The sequence below is a fragment of the Streptococcus oralis genome, from assembly GCF_001075675.1.
GTDB lineage: Bacteria > Bacillota > Bacilli > Lactobacillales > Streptococcaceae > Streptococcus > Streptococcus oralis_V.
The window spans coordinates 12,042-30,301 of the sequence record NZ_JUNW01000019.1; the positions used below are offsets into that span (position 1 = coordinate 12,042).

An 18,260-nucleotide genomic window follows, 5' to 3' on the forward strand; every position below is an offset into this window, starting at 1 on the left:
AATGACAGAAATGCTTAAAGGAATCGCAGCATCTGACGGTGTTGCAGTTGCAAAAGCATATCTACTCGTTCAACCGGATTTGTCATTTGAGACTATTACAGTCGAAGATACAAACGCAGAAGAAGCTCGCCTTGATGCCGCTCTACAGGCATCACAAGACGAGCTTTCTGTTATTCGCGAGAAAGCAGTAGGTACGCTCGGTGAAGAAGCAGCTCAAGTTTTTGACGCTCACTTAATGGTTCTTGCTGACCCAGAAATGATCAGCCAAATCAAGGAAACAATCCGTGCGAAGAAAGTGAATGCAGAAGCAGGTCTGAAAGAAGTAACAGACATGTTTATCACTATCTTTGAAGGCATGGAAGACAACCCATACATGCAAGAACGCGCTGCGGATATCCGCGACGTGACAAAACGTGTATTGGCCAACCTCCTTGGTAAAAAATTGCCAAACCCAGCTTCTATCAATGAAGAAGTGATTGTGATTGCGCATGACTTGACTCCTTCAGATACAGCTCAATTGGACAAAAACTTTGTAAAAGCTTTTGTAACCAACATTGGTGGACGTACAAGCCACTCTGCTATCATGGCGCGTACACTTGAAATTGCAGCAGTATTGGGAACAAACAACATCACTGAAATCGTTAAAGACGGTGATATTCTTGCCGTTAACGGTATCACAGGTGAGGTTATTATCAATCCAACTGATGAGCAAGCGGCTGAATTCAAGGCTGCTGGTGAAGCTTATGCGAAACAAAAAGCTGAATGGGCTCTCTTGAAAGATGCTAAAACAGTAACTGCTGATGGCAAACACTTTGAATTGGCTGCCAACATCGGTACTCCAAAAGACGTTGAAGGTGTCAATGACAACGGTGCTGAAGCTGTTGGTCTTTACCGTACAGAGTTCTTGTACATGGATTCTCAAGACTTCCCAACAGAAGACGAGCAATACGAAGCTTACAAGGCTGTACTTGAAGGAATGAACGGTAAACCTGTTGTCGTTCGTACAATGGATATCGGTGGAGATAAGGAACTTCCTTACTTCGATATGCCTCACGAAATGAACCCATTCCTTGGATTCCGTGCCCTTCGTATCTCTATCTCTGAGACTGGAGATGCTATGTTCCGCACACAAATCCGTGCCCTTCTTCGTGCGTCTGTTCACGGTCAATTGCGTATCATGTTCCCAATGGTTGCGCTCTTGAAAGAATTCCGTGCAGCGAAAGCAGTCTTTGACGAAGAAAAAGCAAACCTTCTTGCTGAAGGTGTTGCAGTTGCGGATAATATCCAAGTTGGTATCATGATCGAAATCCCAGCAGCAGCCATGCTTGCAGATCAATTTGCTAAAGAAGTTGACTTCTTCTCAATTGGTACAAACGACTTGATCCAATACACAATGGCAGCAGACCGTATGAACGAACAAGTTTCATACCTTTACCAACCATACAACCCATCAATCCTACGCTTGATCAACAATGTGATCAAAGCAGCTCACGCTGAAGGGAAATGGGCTGGAATGTGTGGTGAGATGGCTGGTGATCAACAAGCTGTTCCACTTCTTGTCGGAATGGGCTTGGATGAGTTCTCTATGTCAGCAACATCTGTACTTCGTACGCGTAGCTTGATGAAGAAATTGGATACAGCTAAGATGGAAGAGTACGCAAACCGTGCCCTTACAGAATGCTCAACAATGGAAGAAGTCCTTGAACTTCAAAAAGAATACGTTAATTTTGATTAATCGAAAAGTCCTTGCAACTCAGTTGCAGGGGCTTTTTTAAAGAATTTTCAAGAAAATCTTTTTTATATAAAGTCCATTCTAGAGAAAGTAGCGGTGAAGAATAAAAAAATACTTAACTGGTTCATAAAATTCTTGACAAGTTGCAAATTTAGGAGTAAACTATTAACCAGTTAATTAATAGAGAGGAGTTTCTGCAATTTAGAAATGAATTGCAAATAGAAATATCAAAAAAGAAAGTGAGTTTCAATGAAAATTAATAAAAAATACCTTGCTGGTTCTGCGGCAGCTTTAATTTTAAGTGTCTGTTCTTACGAGTTGGGACTGTATCAAGCTAGAACAGTCAAAGAAAATAATCGTGTTTCCTATATAGATGGAAAACAGGCGGCACAAAAAACGGAGAATCTGACTCCTGATGAGGTTAGCAAGAAAGAAGGCATCAATGCGGAGCAAATCGTCATCAAGATAACAGACCAGGGCTATGTCACTTCGCATGGCGACCACTATCATTACTATAATGGCAAAGTCCCTTATGACGCTATCATCAGTGAAGAGTTGCTGATGAAGGATCCAAACTACCAGCTCAAGGACGAGGATATTATCAGTGAAATCAAGGGTGGTTATGTTATCAAGGTAGATGGAAAATACTATGTTTACCTTAAGGATGCAGCCCATGCGGATAATGTCCGTACAAAAGAAGAAATCAATCGGCAAAAACAAGAGCATAGTCAGCATCGTGAAGGAGGAACTTCAGCAAACGATGGTGCGGTAGCCTTGGCACGTTCACAGGGACGCTATACCACGGATGATGGATATATCTTTAATGCATCCGATATCATTGAAGATACTGGTGATGCTTATATCGTTCCTCATGGCAACCATTACCATTACATTCCTAAGAGTGAGTTATCAGCCAGCGAATTGGCTGCCGCAGAAGCCTTCCTATCTGGTAGAAGTGGCCAATCAAATACGCCTACTTATCGCCGTACCAATAACAACAGTACCAGCAGCGATGTAGATAGATGGACTCCATCCTATAATAATCAAGGCAATAGCTATACGAACACGAACACAGCTAACAACAGTAGCGACGATAACCAAGCAAGTCAGAGTGATGAGGATATTGATAGCCTTCTGAAACAACTTTATGCCTTGCCACTCAGCCAACGACACGTAGAATCTGATGGCCTTGTCTTTGACCCAGCACAGATTACAAGTCGAACAGCTAGAGGAGTTGCTGTGCCTCATGGGAACCATTACCATTTCATCCCTTATTCACAGATGTCTGAATTGGAAGAACGAATCGCTCGTATTATTCCTCTACAGTACAGTTCGAACCATAGGGTGCCGGATTCAAGACCAGAACAACCAAGTCCACAACCGACTCCGGAACCTAGTCCAAGCCCGCAACCTGCACCAAATCCTCAACCATCTCCAAGCAATCCAATTGACGAAAAATTGGTTAAACAGGCGATTCGAAAAGTAGCTGACGGCTATGTATTTGAGGAGAATGGAATCTCACGTTATATTCCTGCCAAGGAACTTTCAGCAGAAACTGCTGCAGCCATTGATAGTAAGCTAGCCAAGCAAGAAAGTTTAGATCATAAACTCGGAGCTAAGAAAACCAACCTCCCATCTGGTGATCAAGGATTTTACAATAAGGTTTATGATTTACTAGCAAGAGTTCATCAGGACTTACTTGATAATAAAGGGCGCCAAGCTGATTTTGACACTTTGGATAAACTGTTGGAACGTTTAAATGATGAAAGCAGTGATAAAGTCAAGTTGGTGGATGATATCTTGGCCTTTCTAGCACCGATTCGTCATCCAGAACGTCTAGGAAAACCAAATGCGCAAATAGCTTACACAGATGATGAGATTCAAGTGGCCAAGTTGGCAGGCAAGTACACAACAGAAGATGGCTATATCTTTGATCCTCGTGATATCACCAGTGATGAGGGGGATGCCTATGTAACTCCACATATGACCCATAGCCATTGGATTAAGAAAGATAGTTTGTCTGAAGCTGAAAGAGCAGCGGCCCAGGCTTATGCTAAAGAGAAAGGTTTGACTCCTCCTTCAACAGACCATCAGAATCCAGGAAATACGGAGGCTAAAGGAGCAGAAGCTATCTACAACCGCGTGAAAGCAGCTAAGAAGGTGCCGCTTGATCGTATGCCTTACAATCTCCAACATACTGTGGAAGTTAAAAACGGTAGTTTAATCATTCCTCATTATGATCATTACCATAACATCAAATTTGACTGGTTTGACGAAGGACTTTATGAGGCACCTAAGGGGTATAGTCTAGAAGATCTCTTTGCGACTGTCAAGTACTATGTCGAACATCCAAACGAACGTCCGCATTCAGATAGTGGTTGGGGCAATGCAAGTGACCATGTTCAAAGAAACCAAAATGGTCAAGCTGATACCAATCAAACGGAAAAACCATCAGAGGAGAAACCTCGGACAGACAAACCTGAGGAAGAAAAGCCACGCGAAGAGAAGCCTCAAAGTGAGAAACCAGAATCTCCAAAACCAACTGAGGAGCCGGAAGAAGAATCACCAGAGGAACCAGAAGAACCTCAGGTCGAGACTGAAAAGGTTGAAGCGAAGTTGAGAGAGGCTGAAGAGCTACTTGCAAAGATCCAAGACCCCATTATCAAGTCCAATGCCAAAGAAACTCTCACTGGCTTAAAAAATAACCTGCTATTTGGTGCTCAGGATAACAATACCATTATGGCTGAAGCTGAAAAGTTGTTGGCTTTATTAAAAGAGAGTAAGTAAAGGTAGTAGCATTTTCTAACTCCTAAAAACAGGATAGGAGAACTAGAAAAGTTAAAATCGAAAATGAGAACAGAATGTAAGTTCTAGTTCTCATTTTTTTCATGAAAATATGTAAAATATCTTGACATATAGTGTAAATAAAGATAAACTATTTACTAGTTAATTAAATGGTTAAATACTAGTTAAGGAGTAACAATGAAAAAAAGAACATTTCTATTATTAGTGGTATGTCTCTTGGTTCTTGTCTTAGGAGCATGTAGTCAAAAAGAAAAACAAGAAGCAAAAGGAATGAAGATTGTAACAAGTTTTTACCCAATCTATGCCATGGTTAAAGAGGTATCGGGGGACTTGAATGATGTACGGATGATTCAGTCAAGTAGTGGGATTCACTCCTTTGAACCGTCAGCAAATGACATTGCTGCTATTTATGACGCGGATGTCTTTGTCTACCATTCTCATACGCTCGAATCTTGGGCCGGAAGTCTAGATCCTAACTTGAAAAACTCAAAAGTTAAGGTTTTAGAAGCTTCTGAAGGAATGACCTTGGAGCGTGTACCAGGTTTGGAAGATGTTGAAGCTGGTGACGGCATCGATGAAAAAACACTCTACGACCCTCACACTTGGTTAGATCCAGAAAAAGCAGGTGAAGAAGCTCAGATTATCGCTGACAAACTTTCGGAGATTGATAGTGCTAATAAGGAAACGTATCAAAAGAATGCTAAAAACTTTATCGCTAAAGCACAAGAATTGACTAAGAAGTACCAGCCTATTTTTGAAAAAGCGAGTCAAAAGACCTTTGTTACACAACACACAGCTTTTTCTTATCTCGCTAAACGATTTGGACTTAATCAACTTGGTATTGCAGGTATCTCTCCCGAACAAGAGCCAAGTCCGAGACAGTTGACAGAAATCCAAGAATTCGTTAAAACCTATAAGGTTAAAACCATCTTTACTGAGAGCAATGCTTCTTCTAAAGTCGCTGAGACCTTGGTCAAATCAACAGGAGTTAGCCTAAAGACACTCAATCCTTTGGAAGCTGATCCTGAAAATGACAAAACTTACTTAGAAAATCTAGAAGAAAATATGAATGTTCTTGCAGAAGAATTAAAATGAGGAGATGATGAAAATGAAGAAGAAATGCCTTGCAGCAGGATCGGCTCTTGTCCTTTCCCTAAGCCTTTGCATCTATGCATTGAACCAACACCAGGTAGAAGGAAACAAAGATAATAACCGTGTGTCTTATGTCGATGGGAAGCAAGATTCTCAAAAAACAGAGACCCAGACACCAGATCAAGTTAGCAAAAAAGAAGATATTCAGGCTGAACAAATTGTCGTGAAAATCACCGATCAAGGTTATGTGACTTCACATGGTGATCATTTCCATTATTACAATGGTAAAGTTCCTTTTGACGCGATTTTCAGCGAAGAACTGTTGATGAAAGATGCCAATTATCAACTGAAAGACGCTGATATTGTCAACGAAATCAAAGGTGGCTACATTATCAAGGTTGATGGTAAGTATTATGTCTACCTTAAAGATGCGGCTCATGCTGATAATATTCGTACGAAGGAGGAAATTGAGCGCCAAAAACAAGACCATACTCACGACGCACCAACTTCTAATAGTGCAGTGGCGCTTGCTCAATCTCAAGGTCGCTATACAACTGATGATGGCTACATCTTTAATCCTTCTGATATTATAGAAGATACTGGTGATGCTTATATTGTCCCTCATGGTGGACATTACCACTACATTCCAAAGAGTTCCTTGTCTGCTAGCGAATTAGCTGCTGCTCAAGCTTACCTTTCTGGAACTAGAAAACAACCGACTGTGACGGACTATCGTCCGAGTCCAAACGCAACTGGTCAAACTACCAACCCAAGTCAACAGGCTGAAACACCAAGTAATCAAGCTGAGAGTCTTCAAAGTCTATTGCAGCAACTCTATGCTCTTCCAAGTAGTCAACGTTATGCTGAATCAGATGGCTTGATTTTTGACCCTGCTAAGATTTCAAGTAGAACACCGAGTGGCGTGGCGATTCCTCATGGAAATCACTATCATTTCATTCCGTATACAAAACTTTCTGCCTTGGAAGAAAAGATTGCGCGTATGATTCCTTTAAATAGCGACAGTGGGAAGCCAACACCTTTGGAAAATCCAAGCAAACCAGCAGAGCATCCAGCTCAACCAGATCATCCTCATGACCAAGACGGTGACCATGGAAGTCAGGATACCAACCATGAAGACCATGACCATGATGGAGAGGAGCATGACCACCATCACGGCGAAGAACATGATCATAGTTTTGCAGCTGACCGTGTTATTAGTGAAGATGAGCAAGGTTTTGTAGTTTCTCATGGAGATCACGCTCATTATTTCTTTAAGAAGAACTTGACTGCAGCCCAAATCAAAGCTGCCCAAGATCACTTGAAAGAAAATCATCAGCCGCAGCACGTTCAACCACTTGCAAAGACTGTGGAAAGTTTCTCGAGAGATGCGAGCGATGAAGAAAAAATCAAGTATATCTCACAGACCTACGGAGTACCGCTCGAAGCGATTCGCATTTCAAATGGATTCTTTGTCTTTGGAAATCCGGATCAAGCCTATGATCCAACCCATATCCATCCCTATGCTGTTCGAAAAGAACATGTTCGTATTCCTCTCCAAACTGGGAATCCAGAACTGGATTTCCTAAATGAACTGTATACGACTGCCCTACGTGATGGGGTGTCTCCTTATAGTTTGCAAGTAGAGAATGGTAGCTTTGTGATTCCTCACGGTGATCACAATCACTACATTAAAGTTCAGACAAAGGGCTATGAAGTAGCTTTGAAAAATAAGATTCCGGCCCTACAATCGACCTATCAACCTGGTGCATTTGATGAACAAACTGTTCTATCTAAGGTGGATCAACTTTTAGCAGATAGCAGAAATCTCTACAAAGACCAGCCAATCATGCAGAGACGGGTTGAACTTGCTTTGGGGCAGTTCACCGAAAACATGAAAAAACTGGCGACTAACTCAACTGCTGGATATATAGCAGCCTTGGATCTCTTTGATAAACAGTATATCCATGTGGATCAAAGTGTGGCACCGGTTGAAACTTCACCTTTAGATAAGAAGTATCAAGCTCTAGTAGATAAGATTAATACACTGGATACAGATACTTATGGCTTGCCTAAGAAAGATCTTTTGGTACATTTGCAGGAAGCAAAACTAGCACAGGATGAGACAGAGTTGGCTGCAATTGAAGCGAAACTTCAGGCTTTGCAAGATTTCCGAGATCGGACAGGAGTTACAACAGTAGAGTACATCAAGTATTTCTATGAACATGTATCTGATGGTCGTTTGAGAGAAGAACTTCGGAACCGTGTTGCCAAGTTGACATGGGAACTTTACCAGTCACAATCTTTCCTAAAAGCAACCGACTTAAACAAGCTATTCCCAACTATTTACCAAACTAAGCTAGAAGTAGAAGAGGCTCTCAAAGAAGAACCCGTATCTACAAAAGCTGGTAAGACTATTCTAGATACGGAAAAAGTAGATAGTCAAACTGCTAAGACCGCCATCTATGAATTCTTAAAAGAACTCTACGGTGATTTTATGCCAGAAGAGCGGGTTAGCCATGTTAAGAAGGAAGAAGTGGATGCTCTCCTAACTAAAGCTGCTCAACTCCTAGCACGTGTCAAAGAAGATGGTGTCAAACAATCCCTAGCTGAAGAAGCAGCTAATATCAAAGCGGCTACTGAAAAGGAAAATGCAGACCTTGACGAAGCTAAAACACAACTTGAGGATCTTTTAAATCGTATTGCAGCGACTATCCAACGAGAGAAAAAAGAAGCAGAACAAGATCCACAAACGGTGATCATCTACCAAAAACTCTATAATGTCTTGCTCTCTCTTCACAAGTATCTTGAGGATAACAAGGGATCCGATGCTGACTTTGAACGTGTTGATGGCCTATTTGATCAACTTGCAGCCAAAAGCAGTGATAAAGAAGGCCTCCTCGCTCTAGCTAAAGAGATCATTAGCTTGAACCAGGAACTCCGTTCAAAAGCAAGTGAAACTGATAGCCAATCTAAGTCTGAGAAAGACAGTGAAGCAGCTGCTTCTCAACAAACAGAAAAACAAGCGCAAAGTGAGTCTGAACCAAGTGCTCAGTAAAACGAATAAAAAGAAAGGCGAAGTAGCTGAGCTACCTCGTCTTTTTTAGTCTTTATAAGATACAATGCCAATGATGGTATCCACCGCACGCTCCATAGTCTGAAGGCTGACGTATTCAAAACGTCCATGCATGTTTTCACCACCTGCAAAGATATTTGGAGTTGGGATCCCCATAAAGGAAATCTTAGACCCATCTGTTCCACCACGAATTGGTTCGATAATTGGCGCGATCCCTAAATCTTCCATAACAGCTTTGGCAATGGTAACAGGCGTCATGTCTTTCTCGATGACTTCTTTCATATTGTAGTACTGGTCTGTCAGAGTCAAGGTCACGCGATCATTCCCAAGTTCTTGATTCATCTTGTCAGCAATAGACTGCATAGCTGCTTTACGCGCTTCAAAAGAATCCTTTTCAAAGTCACGAATGATATAGCTTGCACGCGCCTCCTCTACACTACCTGATACATCCATAAGATGATAGAAACCTTGGTATCCATCAGTCAATTCAGGTCGGTCACCAGCTGGAAGTTGGTTGTGGAAATCAATCGCTAGCTGAAGGGCATTGACCATCTGGCCTTTAGCGGTACCAGGGTGAACATTGCGCCCTTGGAAATGGAGTTCAGCGGCAGCTGCTGAGAAAGTCTCGTACTGAAGTTCTCCTAGCGGACCACCATCAACAGTATAGGCAAAGTCAACGTCAAAGTCAGCTGCATCAAATTTATTGGCACCAACGCCAATTTCTTCATCGGGGCCAAAACCAACACGGATTTCACAGTGTTTGATTTCGGGATGAGCAGTCAGATATTCAATAGCAGTCATAATTTCAGCAATCCCTGACTTGTCATCAGCCCCCAGCAAGGTCGTGCCATCAGTTGTGATAAGCGTTTGGCCTGGATATTTCTCAAGGCTCTTGAAATCAGCAGGATCGAGTTTAAATCCAGAATCACCCAAGTCGATAACTCCACCATCGTAATATTCGATGACTTGCGGATTAACTCCCTCAGCATTAAAGTCAGCAGTATCCATGTGGGAGATGAAGCCAATCTTGCGTGTCAAGCTAGGATCATTAGCTGGTAAGGTACCAATGGCGAAACCATTTGGGAGGTAGTAAACATTTTGCAGACCGACACGTTTCATTTCAGGAATAAGAACATTGGTCGCAAAATCTACCTGGCTTTGCGTACTTGGAGTAGTAGTAGAGTGTTCATCAGAACGCGTATTGACCTTAACGTAGGTCAAAAAACGATCTAAAAGGTTCGGATAAGTCATAAAAACTCCTTTAACAATCATAAAATAGAATGCAAACTTCAGAAAAAGCTTCATTCTGAAAATTTCATGAATTTTGAAAAAATATAATAATTCAAATTCAATAGACTTTCAAATGAGATCTTGGATATTTTAGAATAAAATATATGCATTGATATTTTATGAGATTTTTTTATTCTTTTTTCATTTTACCATAGAATAGTTTGAAAGACAAAGAAGAATCATACTCTTTTATTAATTAACATAATATAAAATTAATCATATTAATTGACACTGCGTGAACTTTATTGTACAATTATCTTGTAAATGTACTAGATTGATATAATAACAATATTAGTGCATTCTAGTTAAGGAGAATAAAATGAACATTCGCTTCGATTTTAAGAAAGTTCAAATTATTGCGCGCCGTTTAGTTATACTGTTAGCTATTCTCTTTTTGTGTGCTCCGATAAGTCTGTTAAATGCGGATTCTACCATAGAACCCCAGACAAGTCTTCATAAGACAATTACTCCGATATCAGGACAGGATGACAAGTATGAATTGTCCTTGGATATAACGTCCGCACTTGGTGCTGAGATACAGTCAGATCCTCTAGATGTCGTACTTGTAGCAGACTTATCTGGAAGTATGACATATCAGGATGTAAAATCCTCTAATGGAGCTTTGATTAGTAGGCTACAAGCTCTGAAAAATACACTCCAAGGTGAAAAAGGTCGTCGTGGTTTGATAGATACAATCCTTTCAAACTCTAACAACCGTTTATCAATTGTTGGATTTGCTGGGAAAATAGATAACCAACGTTACAATAGTTATTATCAATGGCCAGCTTGGGCGGGGTACTTTTCTGGTATTTCCTCTCATGATGATGCTAAGACAGTATTAAACTGGAGCAATGATGTTCAAGGAGCCAAAAGAATGGTTTCTAGAATGTCTGTTGATAATAGTGGTGATTCGATTGGTTACGAAGGAGGAATAGGTACAGGTACAAATATTGGAGCAGGACTTCAGTCAGCAACAGAATTACTTCAGTCAGCCAGATCAAGTGCAAAAAAGGTTGTCATTCTCTTGTCAGATGGTTTTGCGAACATGTACTACGATACTAGAGGCTATACGATCTACAATTGGAGCAATAATGATGGTGTAACAGAAATAGCTCCATCGTGGTATCAAACCAATCTAAACACCTTTACTGAAACAGTTTCTGGTTATCTTGCTCCCAAGATTGATGGATTTTATTCTATCAAATTCCGCTACTCTAATAGTACAGATAGTATTTCTAAACTAAAAGAGTACATTGGTAGTTATAATTCTTCCATTCCAAACGAAATATTATCCGCTAACAATGAAAGGGAATTGAGAGAACAATTTAAGGAAATCACCAAGAAAATCCTTCCTCTAGGTGTTCACCATGTGACCATCAAGGATGTTTTGTCCAAATATGTTCAACTTCTTCCCAATAACAGTTCAAATATTCGAGTTGTAAAAATCGAAAACGATAAAGAGGAAACCTTGGGATCAGATAAGGTTACGCTGGAAACAAGGAAGAATGAAAATGGTCTGGTCGAAGTAGCAGCAAAATTTAATCCTAACTACATTCTTGATGATAGTGTGAAGTACGCCCTCAAATTTACTGTTACATCAAGTCAAGAAGCCTTAGATGCTATTGCTGGTGATAAAAAACTAGAGGCTGGTGATGCTGAGGGATCTGATGTCAATAAACTCTACTCCAATAAAGGTGCCAGTGTCACTTATTCTTATGGAATCGGTACTACTCAAACCAAGACTAAAGAATACACTGACAACCCAACCTTTAAGCCTTCAGATCCATTAACGGTACCAGTGGAAGTTAAGTGGGAAGGTGTTAATGGAAGTAGCAAAGTTACAGCTAATCAACCTAAGGCTTTAGATTTTAAATTAATTCAAAAGAGCAAGAGTGGTGGAACTGACAAGAATGAATACAGGAAAACTAGTGTTGGAGTAAAAGCAGGTGAGCTAAGTGAAACTTCCAATTTTGAAAAAGTAGCTAAGGGTTATCAATATGATCTTATAGCTCCTGATGTTCCCGGTTTTACTAAGGAAGTAAAAAAAGAAGGAACAGGCCAATCGCCAACCTTTAAAGTATTTTATCGTCAATTACCTAGTTTGACGATAAGAAAGATATTAGTCCCTGAAGATACATCGAATAAGAGTTTTAATATTAACATCAAGCTAACTGATAAAGAACGAAATCCTATAAATGGCACTTTTGGTGATATCAAAGTTATTAATGGACGTGCTCAAATACCATTAACACATAATGCCGAAAAATCTCTAAAATATCTCCCGTATGGCACTCATTACAAGGTTGAAGAAGAAGCGGCATCAACGAACGGTTACCACGTTACATATGAAAATCAAGAGGGTGATCTGAATAAAGACGAAACCAGCACTGTTACGAATCACAAGCTTCCAAGTTTATCCGTTACAAAAAAGGTTACTGGGGTATTTGCCAATCTATTAAAATCCTTCAAGATTACCATTAACATAAGGGATGCTCAGGACAGCCCACTGAATGGAACCTATAATGCAACGGTGAATAATAAAAGAACCCCTCTGCAATTTACGAATGGTCGAGCGTCTATTGATCTCAACAAAGATCAAACAATAAAAATTGATGGACTTCCACTTGGTAGCCATTTCACCATTGAAGAAGAAGCCAGCTCTTCTCGAGGTTATCAGGTTTCCTATGAAAACAAAGAGGGAACTCTTGATTCAGATAAGGCTGCAACAGTCACTAACAATAAAAATAGCGTACCTGAAACCGGAATTGACTTCCTCAGCAGTACACTCATGTTAGGAATAATCCTTCCGCTAGGAGGAATCTTCTTTACAATCCTACTCGGATATCTAGTGGTACATAGGAGAAAATAATGCTACTTAAAAAGAAACATAAGAAAACAGTAACACAAGTCAATCGGGATAAGTCTCCGCCGAGTGTATGGGGAGATATCCTCTACTTAGTCAGTAAGCTTCTGATGGTTGGGTTTGTACTGGCCACCCTTTACTTTTTTGTCTTTGGACTATTGAGATACAATGACGATGGTATGAAGCCAGCCTTAAAGGATGGCGACTTAGTTGTCTACTATAGGTTGGATAAACGCTATTCGATTGGTGATCTGCTCGTCTATAGTTATAAGGGCAAGGAAAGAGTGGCGCGTGTCATAGCAACTGAAGGAAGTACGATCGATATAAACGAAAATGGTCTCATCATCAACGGTTCTCCTCAACAAGAGCAGGATATCTACAAAGAAACGCTGCTCTATAAGGAAGGGGCTACCTTCCCAATGAAAGTCCCAGCAGGACAACTCTTTGTCCTCGGAGACAATCGAACAACGGCTGTAGACAGTCGTGCTTTTGGAAGCATTCCTATACAGGATACCCATGGCAAGGTGGTAACAGTCCTAAGGCGACGGGGCTTTTGATGACAATTTATGAAAAAAGAAATTTAAAAATAAAAGGAATAATCATGAAAAAAACATTTTTGAAAAAATTAGTTACTGCAAGTATTGCAGCTGTAACCGCCTTGTCGGTCTTTAGAGGAGTGCCAACATTTGCGGATGATAATGATGTGGCAACTGCCAAAGCAAATGGTGAAACAAGTGCAAAAGTTTCTATTAATAAGGTATTGAATATTGCGGAAGGAATTACAACACCTGAAGCAACCTTTACATTTACTTTCACCCCTAAAACTGGTACATCATCAAATGGTGCACCTTATGAAACAATTGATTCTACTAATGGTCAAATTACAGATAAAAATGTATCTTATTCTGGAACAGACGTTTTAACAACTGGCCAAACTAGCATTAAGAAAGAAACTGGCGATATTTTTAGAGAAGTGAACTATACACATGCTGGAGAATATGTTTACACTGTTGCTGAAAAACAAAATGTTGGTTGGAAAGTTATTCAAAAAAATGGTTCACCTATTGATTCTATGACATACGATAATCGCAACTATGAAATGCATGTCATTGTTAAGAACAAAACTACAGGAGGAACATATATTTCTTCTGTGTATTTTAAACAAGTCACTCCAAGTGTGAATGGTAAGGTAAAACCATCTGAAAGTGGAACTACTTACAAATATGATCTTTTCACTAACATTTATCGTAAAAATGCTGGTAAAATTACAGATCCAAATGAACCAAACCCTAATAAACCAAATGTTTCAAAAGTTGACCCAAATGCTAAATCTTTAGTAATTAAAAAAGTTGTATCAGGTGCTACTGCAGATAAATCAAAAGATTTCACTTTCAAGCTTACTTTTACCAAAGCATCTACAGAAACTTCACAATCCATCACTGGTAAAATCGGTGAAACCTCAAAAACATTTGTCTATGGTCAAGAAACAACTATAACACTACGCCACGATCAATCTTTGGTGTTTGACACAATTCCTGCAGGTACTCGTTATAAATTGGTTGAAACTGGATCTCAGGGATACACAGCTTCAGCAGCTTATAAGGAGAATGGAGCTTCGAAAACCCAAGCTGGTGCAGTTTCTACAAATTTCACTCAAGATAGTATCCTTGTTGGTGAAAAACCAAACGACAACACTATCACAAATAACTTGCCAGACGTTACCCCTACTGGTCTCTTGATTGACAACCTTCCTTTCATCTTGATGATTGGTCTTGGTTTGGCTGGATTTGTTGTTTTGTCTAAAAAACGCAGACAAGCTTAAGCAACTGGTTTGACCGATGAAAATCAAGCGTGAGAAACCAAAAAGGAGTTTGTCTAGGCGCATGGTCCTTGCTGTAGATGCATTGATGAATCATATCTTGCTCCTCTTGGCGGCCTTAGTCTTTCTCTTTGGTTTCTACGCCCTTTGGGATTCCAATCAGGTTTATTCTCAGGCTTCATCAAGTGAGTATGAGGCCTATAGACCAGTGAGTACTACTGAGAAAGATGAGCTTGCTAGTTTTTCTGGCTTTCACAAGCTACAGCAAGTCAATCCAGAGGTTCTCGGCTGGATCAATGTCTATGGCACCAATATCGACTATCCCTTAGTCCAAGCCAAAGACAATGAAAAATACCTGAACAAGGACTCCAAGGGAGAATTTGCCGCAACAGGAGCTATCTTTCTTGAGGCTCGAAATGAATCCAAGTTCGAAGACTTTAATACCATTATCTACGGACACCATGTAGAAAATGGGATTATGTTTGGAGATGTAGCAAAGTTTTCTGATAAGGAATTTTTTGATCAGCATCGTTACGGTAGTATTTACTATAATGGTGTTGAAAAAGGTCTTGAGATCTTTGAGATGCTCGAGGTGGACGCCTATGACTTTAACATCTACGATCCAGGTATCAGTGGGGATGATCGGCGCCAAGAATATATCGATCACTTACTCTCGGTTGCCATTCACAAGCGGGATATTACACTGGGGCCAAATGACCATATCATCCTCCTCAGTACCTGTTTCCTAGACGTAACAAATGGGAGACATATCGTAGTTGCCAAGATTACGGATACGGTTCCAAAGAACACCTTCCATACGAAAAAATCAAAACCATTCCCTTACAGTGTCTTTGATGATTCGTCGCTCGGACGATTTCTCTCATCGATTCCTTTGTGGATATGGTACATCATCTTATTTATCTTGCTCTTGTTATTGATCTTCTTGCTCATCATCCTCTACTTGATATTGCGTCGTAGAAGAGAAGGAAAGGAGGAAGGAGCAGATACCATTACTGACTAAACTACCAATAAAAGAGAAAGGGACAGCCTCTCTTGCTCTTTTATTTTCAAGGCTAGAAAGGAGAAAGAAGGGAATATGAAAACAAGTACGAATCACAAAGTCATAAAGGTCATTCTATCCCTCTTTCTAGCTTTTTTCTGTCTTTTTACAGCTGATAGAGTCCTTGCGAGTGACTACGATCATTATAATCCCATTGAAAAGGATGCCAGCAGTACGGGCTTTGAAACCTTGCAGCACCTCAACAAGGATGTTTGTGGTTGGATTAGCCTTGATGGGACCAAGGTAGACTATCCTCTCTTGCAGAGTCAGGATAATGTTAAATACCTTGATCGAAATGCCTTTGGTGATTATACTGTGTCGGGGTCTATTTTTCTAGACTATCGTTTTAACCCTAACTTTACCGACTTTAACACCATCATATACGGTCACTCTATGGCCTCTGGTGCCATGTTTGGTGAGATACAAAAGTTTGCGGATCAAGAGTTTTTTGAAAAGCATCGCTATGGTTCTATCTACTACAATGGTCGTGAACGTGGTCTTGAGATTTTTGGGATTTTAGAAGTGGATGCTTATGACACGGAGATTTATCGAACTCTGAGTTCCAATGACGAGGAACATCAGGCTTACTATCAGTATCTGTTAAGCAAAGCCAAATACAAGCGAGATGTTTCCTTGACTTCAACGGATAAGATTGTTTTATTAAGCACCTGTTTCCTTAATATAACTAATGGACGACATATCCTTTTAGCTAAAATAACGGATGCACCAGTAAAAGCCTCCCAGTATAAAAGTGGGGAAGCAGTAGGAACACGCTATTTTGACCAAGGTATACCAACGCATTGGATTTATATCCTTGCCTTTCTTCTCCTGATTATCGTCATTTTACTCCTTGTCGTTATCATCCTAATCATAAGACGAGATAGAAAAACAAAAGAACAAAAGAAATAGTAGACGTCGGAAGCGTTTACTATTTTTTTCTTTCATGATAGAATAGATAGTGAAAATAATAACATAAGGATGATAACATGAAAAAAGCAATATTAATGATGACCTTTGGATCTCCAGAGGAGATTAGTTTTGAAGGAGTAGCAGAATTTTTTACAAACATTCGTCGTGGAGTCAGACCCCAAGATCACGAAATTCAGACCCTCTATGACAACTACGTCCTTATCGGTGGGACGCCCTTGCAGCGGATTACGCGAGAAGAAGTTGCGCTAGTTAGAGAACGATTAGGTCAGGAGTACGGTATCTACTTTGCCAACAAATTTTCTCGTCCCTTTATTCCAGACGTGATCAAGCAGATGGAAACTGATGGTGTTGAAGAATGTATCTGCTTGATTTTGGAACCTCATTATTCCTTTTACTCAGTCATGGGGTATGAAAAGTTTCTGGAAAGCCAGCAGATCCGATTTTTAGTTATTAAGGACTGGTATCAACAACAGCCCTTGCTGGACTTCTGGACAGATGAGATTAGCAAAATTTTACGAAATCATGTGGGAGAAGAAACTTTCAAGGTAATCTTTTCAGCTCACAGTGTTCCCATTTTCGCCTTAGACTATGGAGATCCTTATATCGATCAGATTTTCGATAATAGCAAGCTAATTGCTGAACAACTCGGCCTAACAGCCGACCAGTATACCAATACTTGGCAGAGCGAAAGCGATATTGGAATACCTTGGATCAAGCCAGATGTCTTAGAATATTTACGAGAACAAAAGCAACATCCAGAGCATTATATTTTTGTCCCGATTAGTTTTATCAGTGAGCACATTGAAGTCTTGTTCGATAATGATGTGGAATGTTATGAGTTGTGTCAAGAATTAGATATCACCTACCATCGTCCACCTATGCCCAATACGGATAGCCGTTTAATTGACGCTTTAGTTGCTACTGTAAGAGCCAACGAAAACAAAGAATTTAAAGCTTTTCTCCCAGAAGAAGAAACCTTCGATGAGTTAGCACCTTCGGCAACTACCAAGGACATTATGGAGGAGACAGACGACCTTCAGATGCCAGAATTTGTCAAAAAGCTCATTGAGAAAAAAGGCCGTGAAAATGTGAAGATGCCTTACTTGATTAAGAAAATGCTCGAAAAGGCTGGGAAGTTACCAAAAGAGTAAAGAAAAAAGGATTTAGCTTTAAGCTAGATCCTTTATCTGTTTTATTTTTTCTCAAGAAGAGCTTTGATTTCTTGAAGAACTTCAAGTTCAGTTGGAGCAGCAGGTGCTTCCTCAACCACTTCCTCTTTCTTACGAAGGCTTTGAGCTTTTTCAATACCTTTGATAACGAAGAAGAGAACTGTACCCACAACAAGGAAGTTGATAACAGCGCTTAAGAATTTACCATATGTAACACCATTCCATGCAAGCTCAGCGATGTTTTGTACTTTCGCAGCTTCCAAAGCTGGGTTCAATAGAAGTGGAGTGATGATATCGTTAACAAATGAAGTAACGATAGCACCAAATGCAGAGGCAATGATCACACCGACAGCAAGGTCAACAACATTACCACGAAGCAAAAATGCTTTAAGATCCTTTAACATTTTCATAAATTCCTTTCCTAATT

Annotated in this window: 12 protein-coding genes; 10 read left to right on the top strand and 2 right to left on the bottom strand. The window is 40.1% G+C overall.

The genetic code is table 11. From position 1 onward, the window contains the following. The first annotated feature begins 1 nt into the window (after position 1). The 4 genes from ptsP (at position 2) to ADM50_RS02485 (ending at position 8,684) form a co-directional block, all read left to right on the top strand. The gene (gene ptsP, locus ADM50_RS02470; protein WP_000138129.1) at positions 2–1,735 is read left to right on the top strand and encodes a phosphoenolpyruvate--protein phosphotransferase; all 1,734 of its coding nucleotides are present in this window, start codon (positions 2–4) and stop codon (positions 1,733–1,735) included. 246 nt (positions 1,736–1,981) lie between these two features. Beyond that, positions 1,982–4,519, top strand: a complete 2,538-nt coding sequence (locus ADM50_RS02475; RefSeq protein ID WP_049484413.1) for a pneumococcal-type histidine triad protein — start codon at positions 1,982–1,984, stop codon at positions 4,517–4,519. A 195-nt stretch (positions 4,520–4,714) separates the two neighbouring features. Further along, on the top strand, positions 4,715–5,632 hold the full coding sequence (locus tag ADM50_RS02480) for a metal ABC transporter solute-binding protein, Zn/Mn family (RefSeq protein WP_042902313.1): 918 nt from the start codon (positions 4,715–4,717) through the stop codon (positions 5,630–5,632). A 13-nt stretch (positions 5,633–5,645) separates the two neighbouring features. Further along, positions 5,646–8,684 (top strand): pneumococcal-type histidine triad protein, encoded by a 3,039-nt coding sequence (locus ADM50_RS02485; protein ID WP_049484414.1) that lies wholly within the window; start codon positions 5,646–5,648, stop codon positions 8,682–8,684. A 45-nt stretch (positions 8,685–8,729) separates the two neighbouring features. Here ADM50_RS02485 and pepT read toward each other — a convergent pair whose 3' ends face one another. Next, on the bottom strand, positions 8,730–9,953 hold the full coding sequence (gene pepT / locus ADM50_RS02490; protein WP_049484476.1) for a peptidase T: 1,224 nt from the start codon (positions 9,951–9,953) through the stop codon (positions 8,730–8,732). Positions 9,954–10,311: 358 nt separating this feature from the next. Here pepT and pitA point away from each other — a divergent pair, with 358 nt between their 5' ends. The 6 genes from pitA to hemH all read left to right on the top strand — a co-directional run bounded on the left by pitA (position 10,312) and on the right by hemH (position 17,815). Beyond that, on the top strand, positions 10,312–12,861 hold the full coding sequence (gene pitA, locus ADM50_RS02495; protein WP_049484415.1) for a PI-2 pilus tip adhesin PitA: 2,550 nt from the start codon (positions 10,312–10,314) through the stop codon (positions 12,859–12,861). Further along, positions 12,861–13,412: a PI-2 pilus system signal peptidase SipA gene (gene sipA / locus ADM50_RS02500; protein ID WP_049484416.1), complete on the top strand. Its 552-nt coding sequence runs from the start codon at positions 12,861–12,863 to the stop codon at positions 13,410–13,412. Before pitA ends, sipA begins: the two co-directional genes overlap by 1 nt. A gap of 44 nt (positions 13,413–13,456) precedes the next feature. Continuing rightward, on the top strand, positions 13,457–14,677 hold the full coding sequence (locus ADM50_RS02505) for a DUF7601 domain-containing protein (protein ID WP_080983056.1): 1,221 nt from the start codon (positions 13,457–13,459) through the stop codon (positions 14,675–14,677). A gap of 16 nt (positions 14,678–14,693) precedes the next feature. Beyond that, entirely contained in the window at positions 14,694–15,695 is a 1,002-nt protein-coding gene (srtG1, locus tag ADM50_RS02510; RefSeq protein ID WP_049484417.1) for a PI-2 pilus system class B sortase SrtG1, read from the top strand. Between the two features lie 75 nt (positions 15,696–15,770). Continuing rightward, positions 15,771–16,643 (top strand): PI-2 pilus system class B sortase SrtG2, encoded by an 873-nt coding sequence (srtG2, locus tag ADM50_RS02515; RefSeq protein WP_080983057.1) that lies wholly within the window; start codon positions 15,771–15,773, stop codon positions 16,641–16,643. Between the two features lie 77 nt (positions 16,644–16,720). Then, positions 16,721–17,815, top strand: coding sequence for a ferrochelatase (hemH, locus tag ADM50_RS02520; protein ID WP_049484418.1), 1,095 nt, complete (start codon positions 16,721–16,723; stop codon positions 17,813–17,815). A gap of 41 nt (positions 17,816–17,856) precedes the next feature. Here hemH and mscL read toward each other — a convergent pair whose 3' ends face one another. After that, the gene (gene mscL, locus ADM50_RS02525; protein ID WP_049484478.1) at positions 17,857–18,237 is read right to left on the bottom strand and encodes a large conductance mechanosensitive channel protein MscL; all 381 of its coding nucleotides are present in this window, start codon (positions 18,235–18,237) and stop codon (positions 17,857–17,859) included. Positions 18,238–18,260 lie beyond the last annotated feature (23 nt).

What these genes read in the sequence shown, in the direction of transcription:
- ptsP (WP_000138129.1), top strand. Translation starts at nt 2, where the DNA reads ATGACAGAAATGCTTAAAGGAATCGCAGCATCTGACGGTGTTGCAGTT.
- ADM50_RS02475 (WP_049484413.1), top strand. Translation starts at nt 1,982, where the DNA reads ATGAAAATTAATAAAAAATACCTTGCTGGTTCTGCGGCAGCTTTAATT.
- ADM50_RS02480 (WP_042902313.1), top strand. Translation starts at nt 4,715, where the DNA reads ATGAAAAAAAGAACATTTCTATTATTAGTGGTATGTCTCTTGGTTCTT.
- ADM50_RS02485 (WP_049484414.1), top strand. Translation starts at nt 5,646, where the DNA reads ATGAAGAAGAAATGCCTTGCAGCAGGATCGGCTCTTGTCCTTTCCCTA.
- pepT (WP_049484476.1), bottom strand. Translation starts at nt 9,953, where the DNA reads ATGACTTATCCGAACCTTTTAGATCGTTTTTTGACCTACGTTAAGGTC.
- pitA (WP_049484415.1), top strand. Translation starts at nt 10,312, where the DNA reads ATGAACATTCGCTTCGATTTTAAGAAAGTTCAAATTATTGCGCGCCGT.
- sipA (WP_049484416.1), top strand. Translation starts at nt 12,861, where the DNA reads ATGCTACTTAAAAAGAAACATAAGAAAACAGTAACACAAGTCAATCGG.
- ADM50_RS02505 (WP_080983056.1), top strand. Translation starts at nt 13,457, where the DNA reads ATGAAAAAAACATTTTTGAAAAAATTAGTTACTGCAAGTATTGCAGCT.
- srtG1 (WP_049484417.1), top strand. Translation starts at nt 14,694, where the DNA reads ATGAAAATCAAGCGTGAGAAACCAAAAAGGAGTTTGTCTAGGCGCATG.
- srtG2 (WP_080983057.1), top strand. Translation starts at nt 15,771, where the DNA reads ATGAAAACAAGTACGAATCACAAAGTCATAAAGGTCATTCTATCCCTC.
- hemH (WP_049484418.1), top strand. Translation starts at nt 16,721, where the DNA reads ATGAAAAAAGCAATATTAATGATGACCTTTGGATCTCCAGAGGAGATT.
- mscL (WP_049484478.1), bottom strand. Translation starts at nt 18,237, where the DNA reads ATGTTAAAGGATCTTAAAGCATTTTTGCTTCGTGGTAATGTTGTTGAC.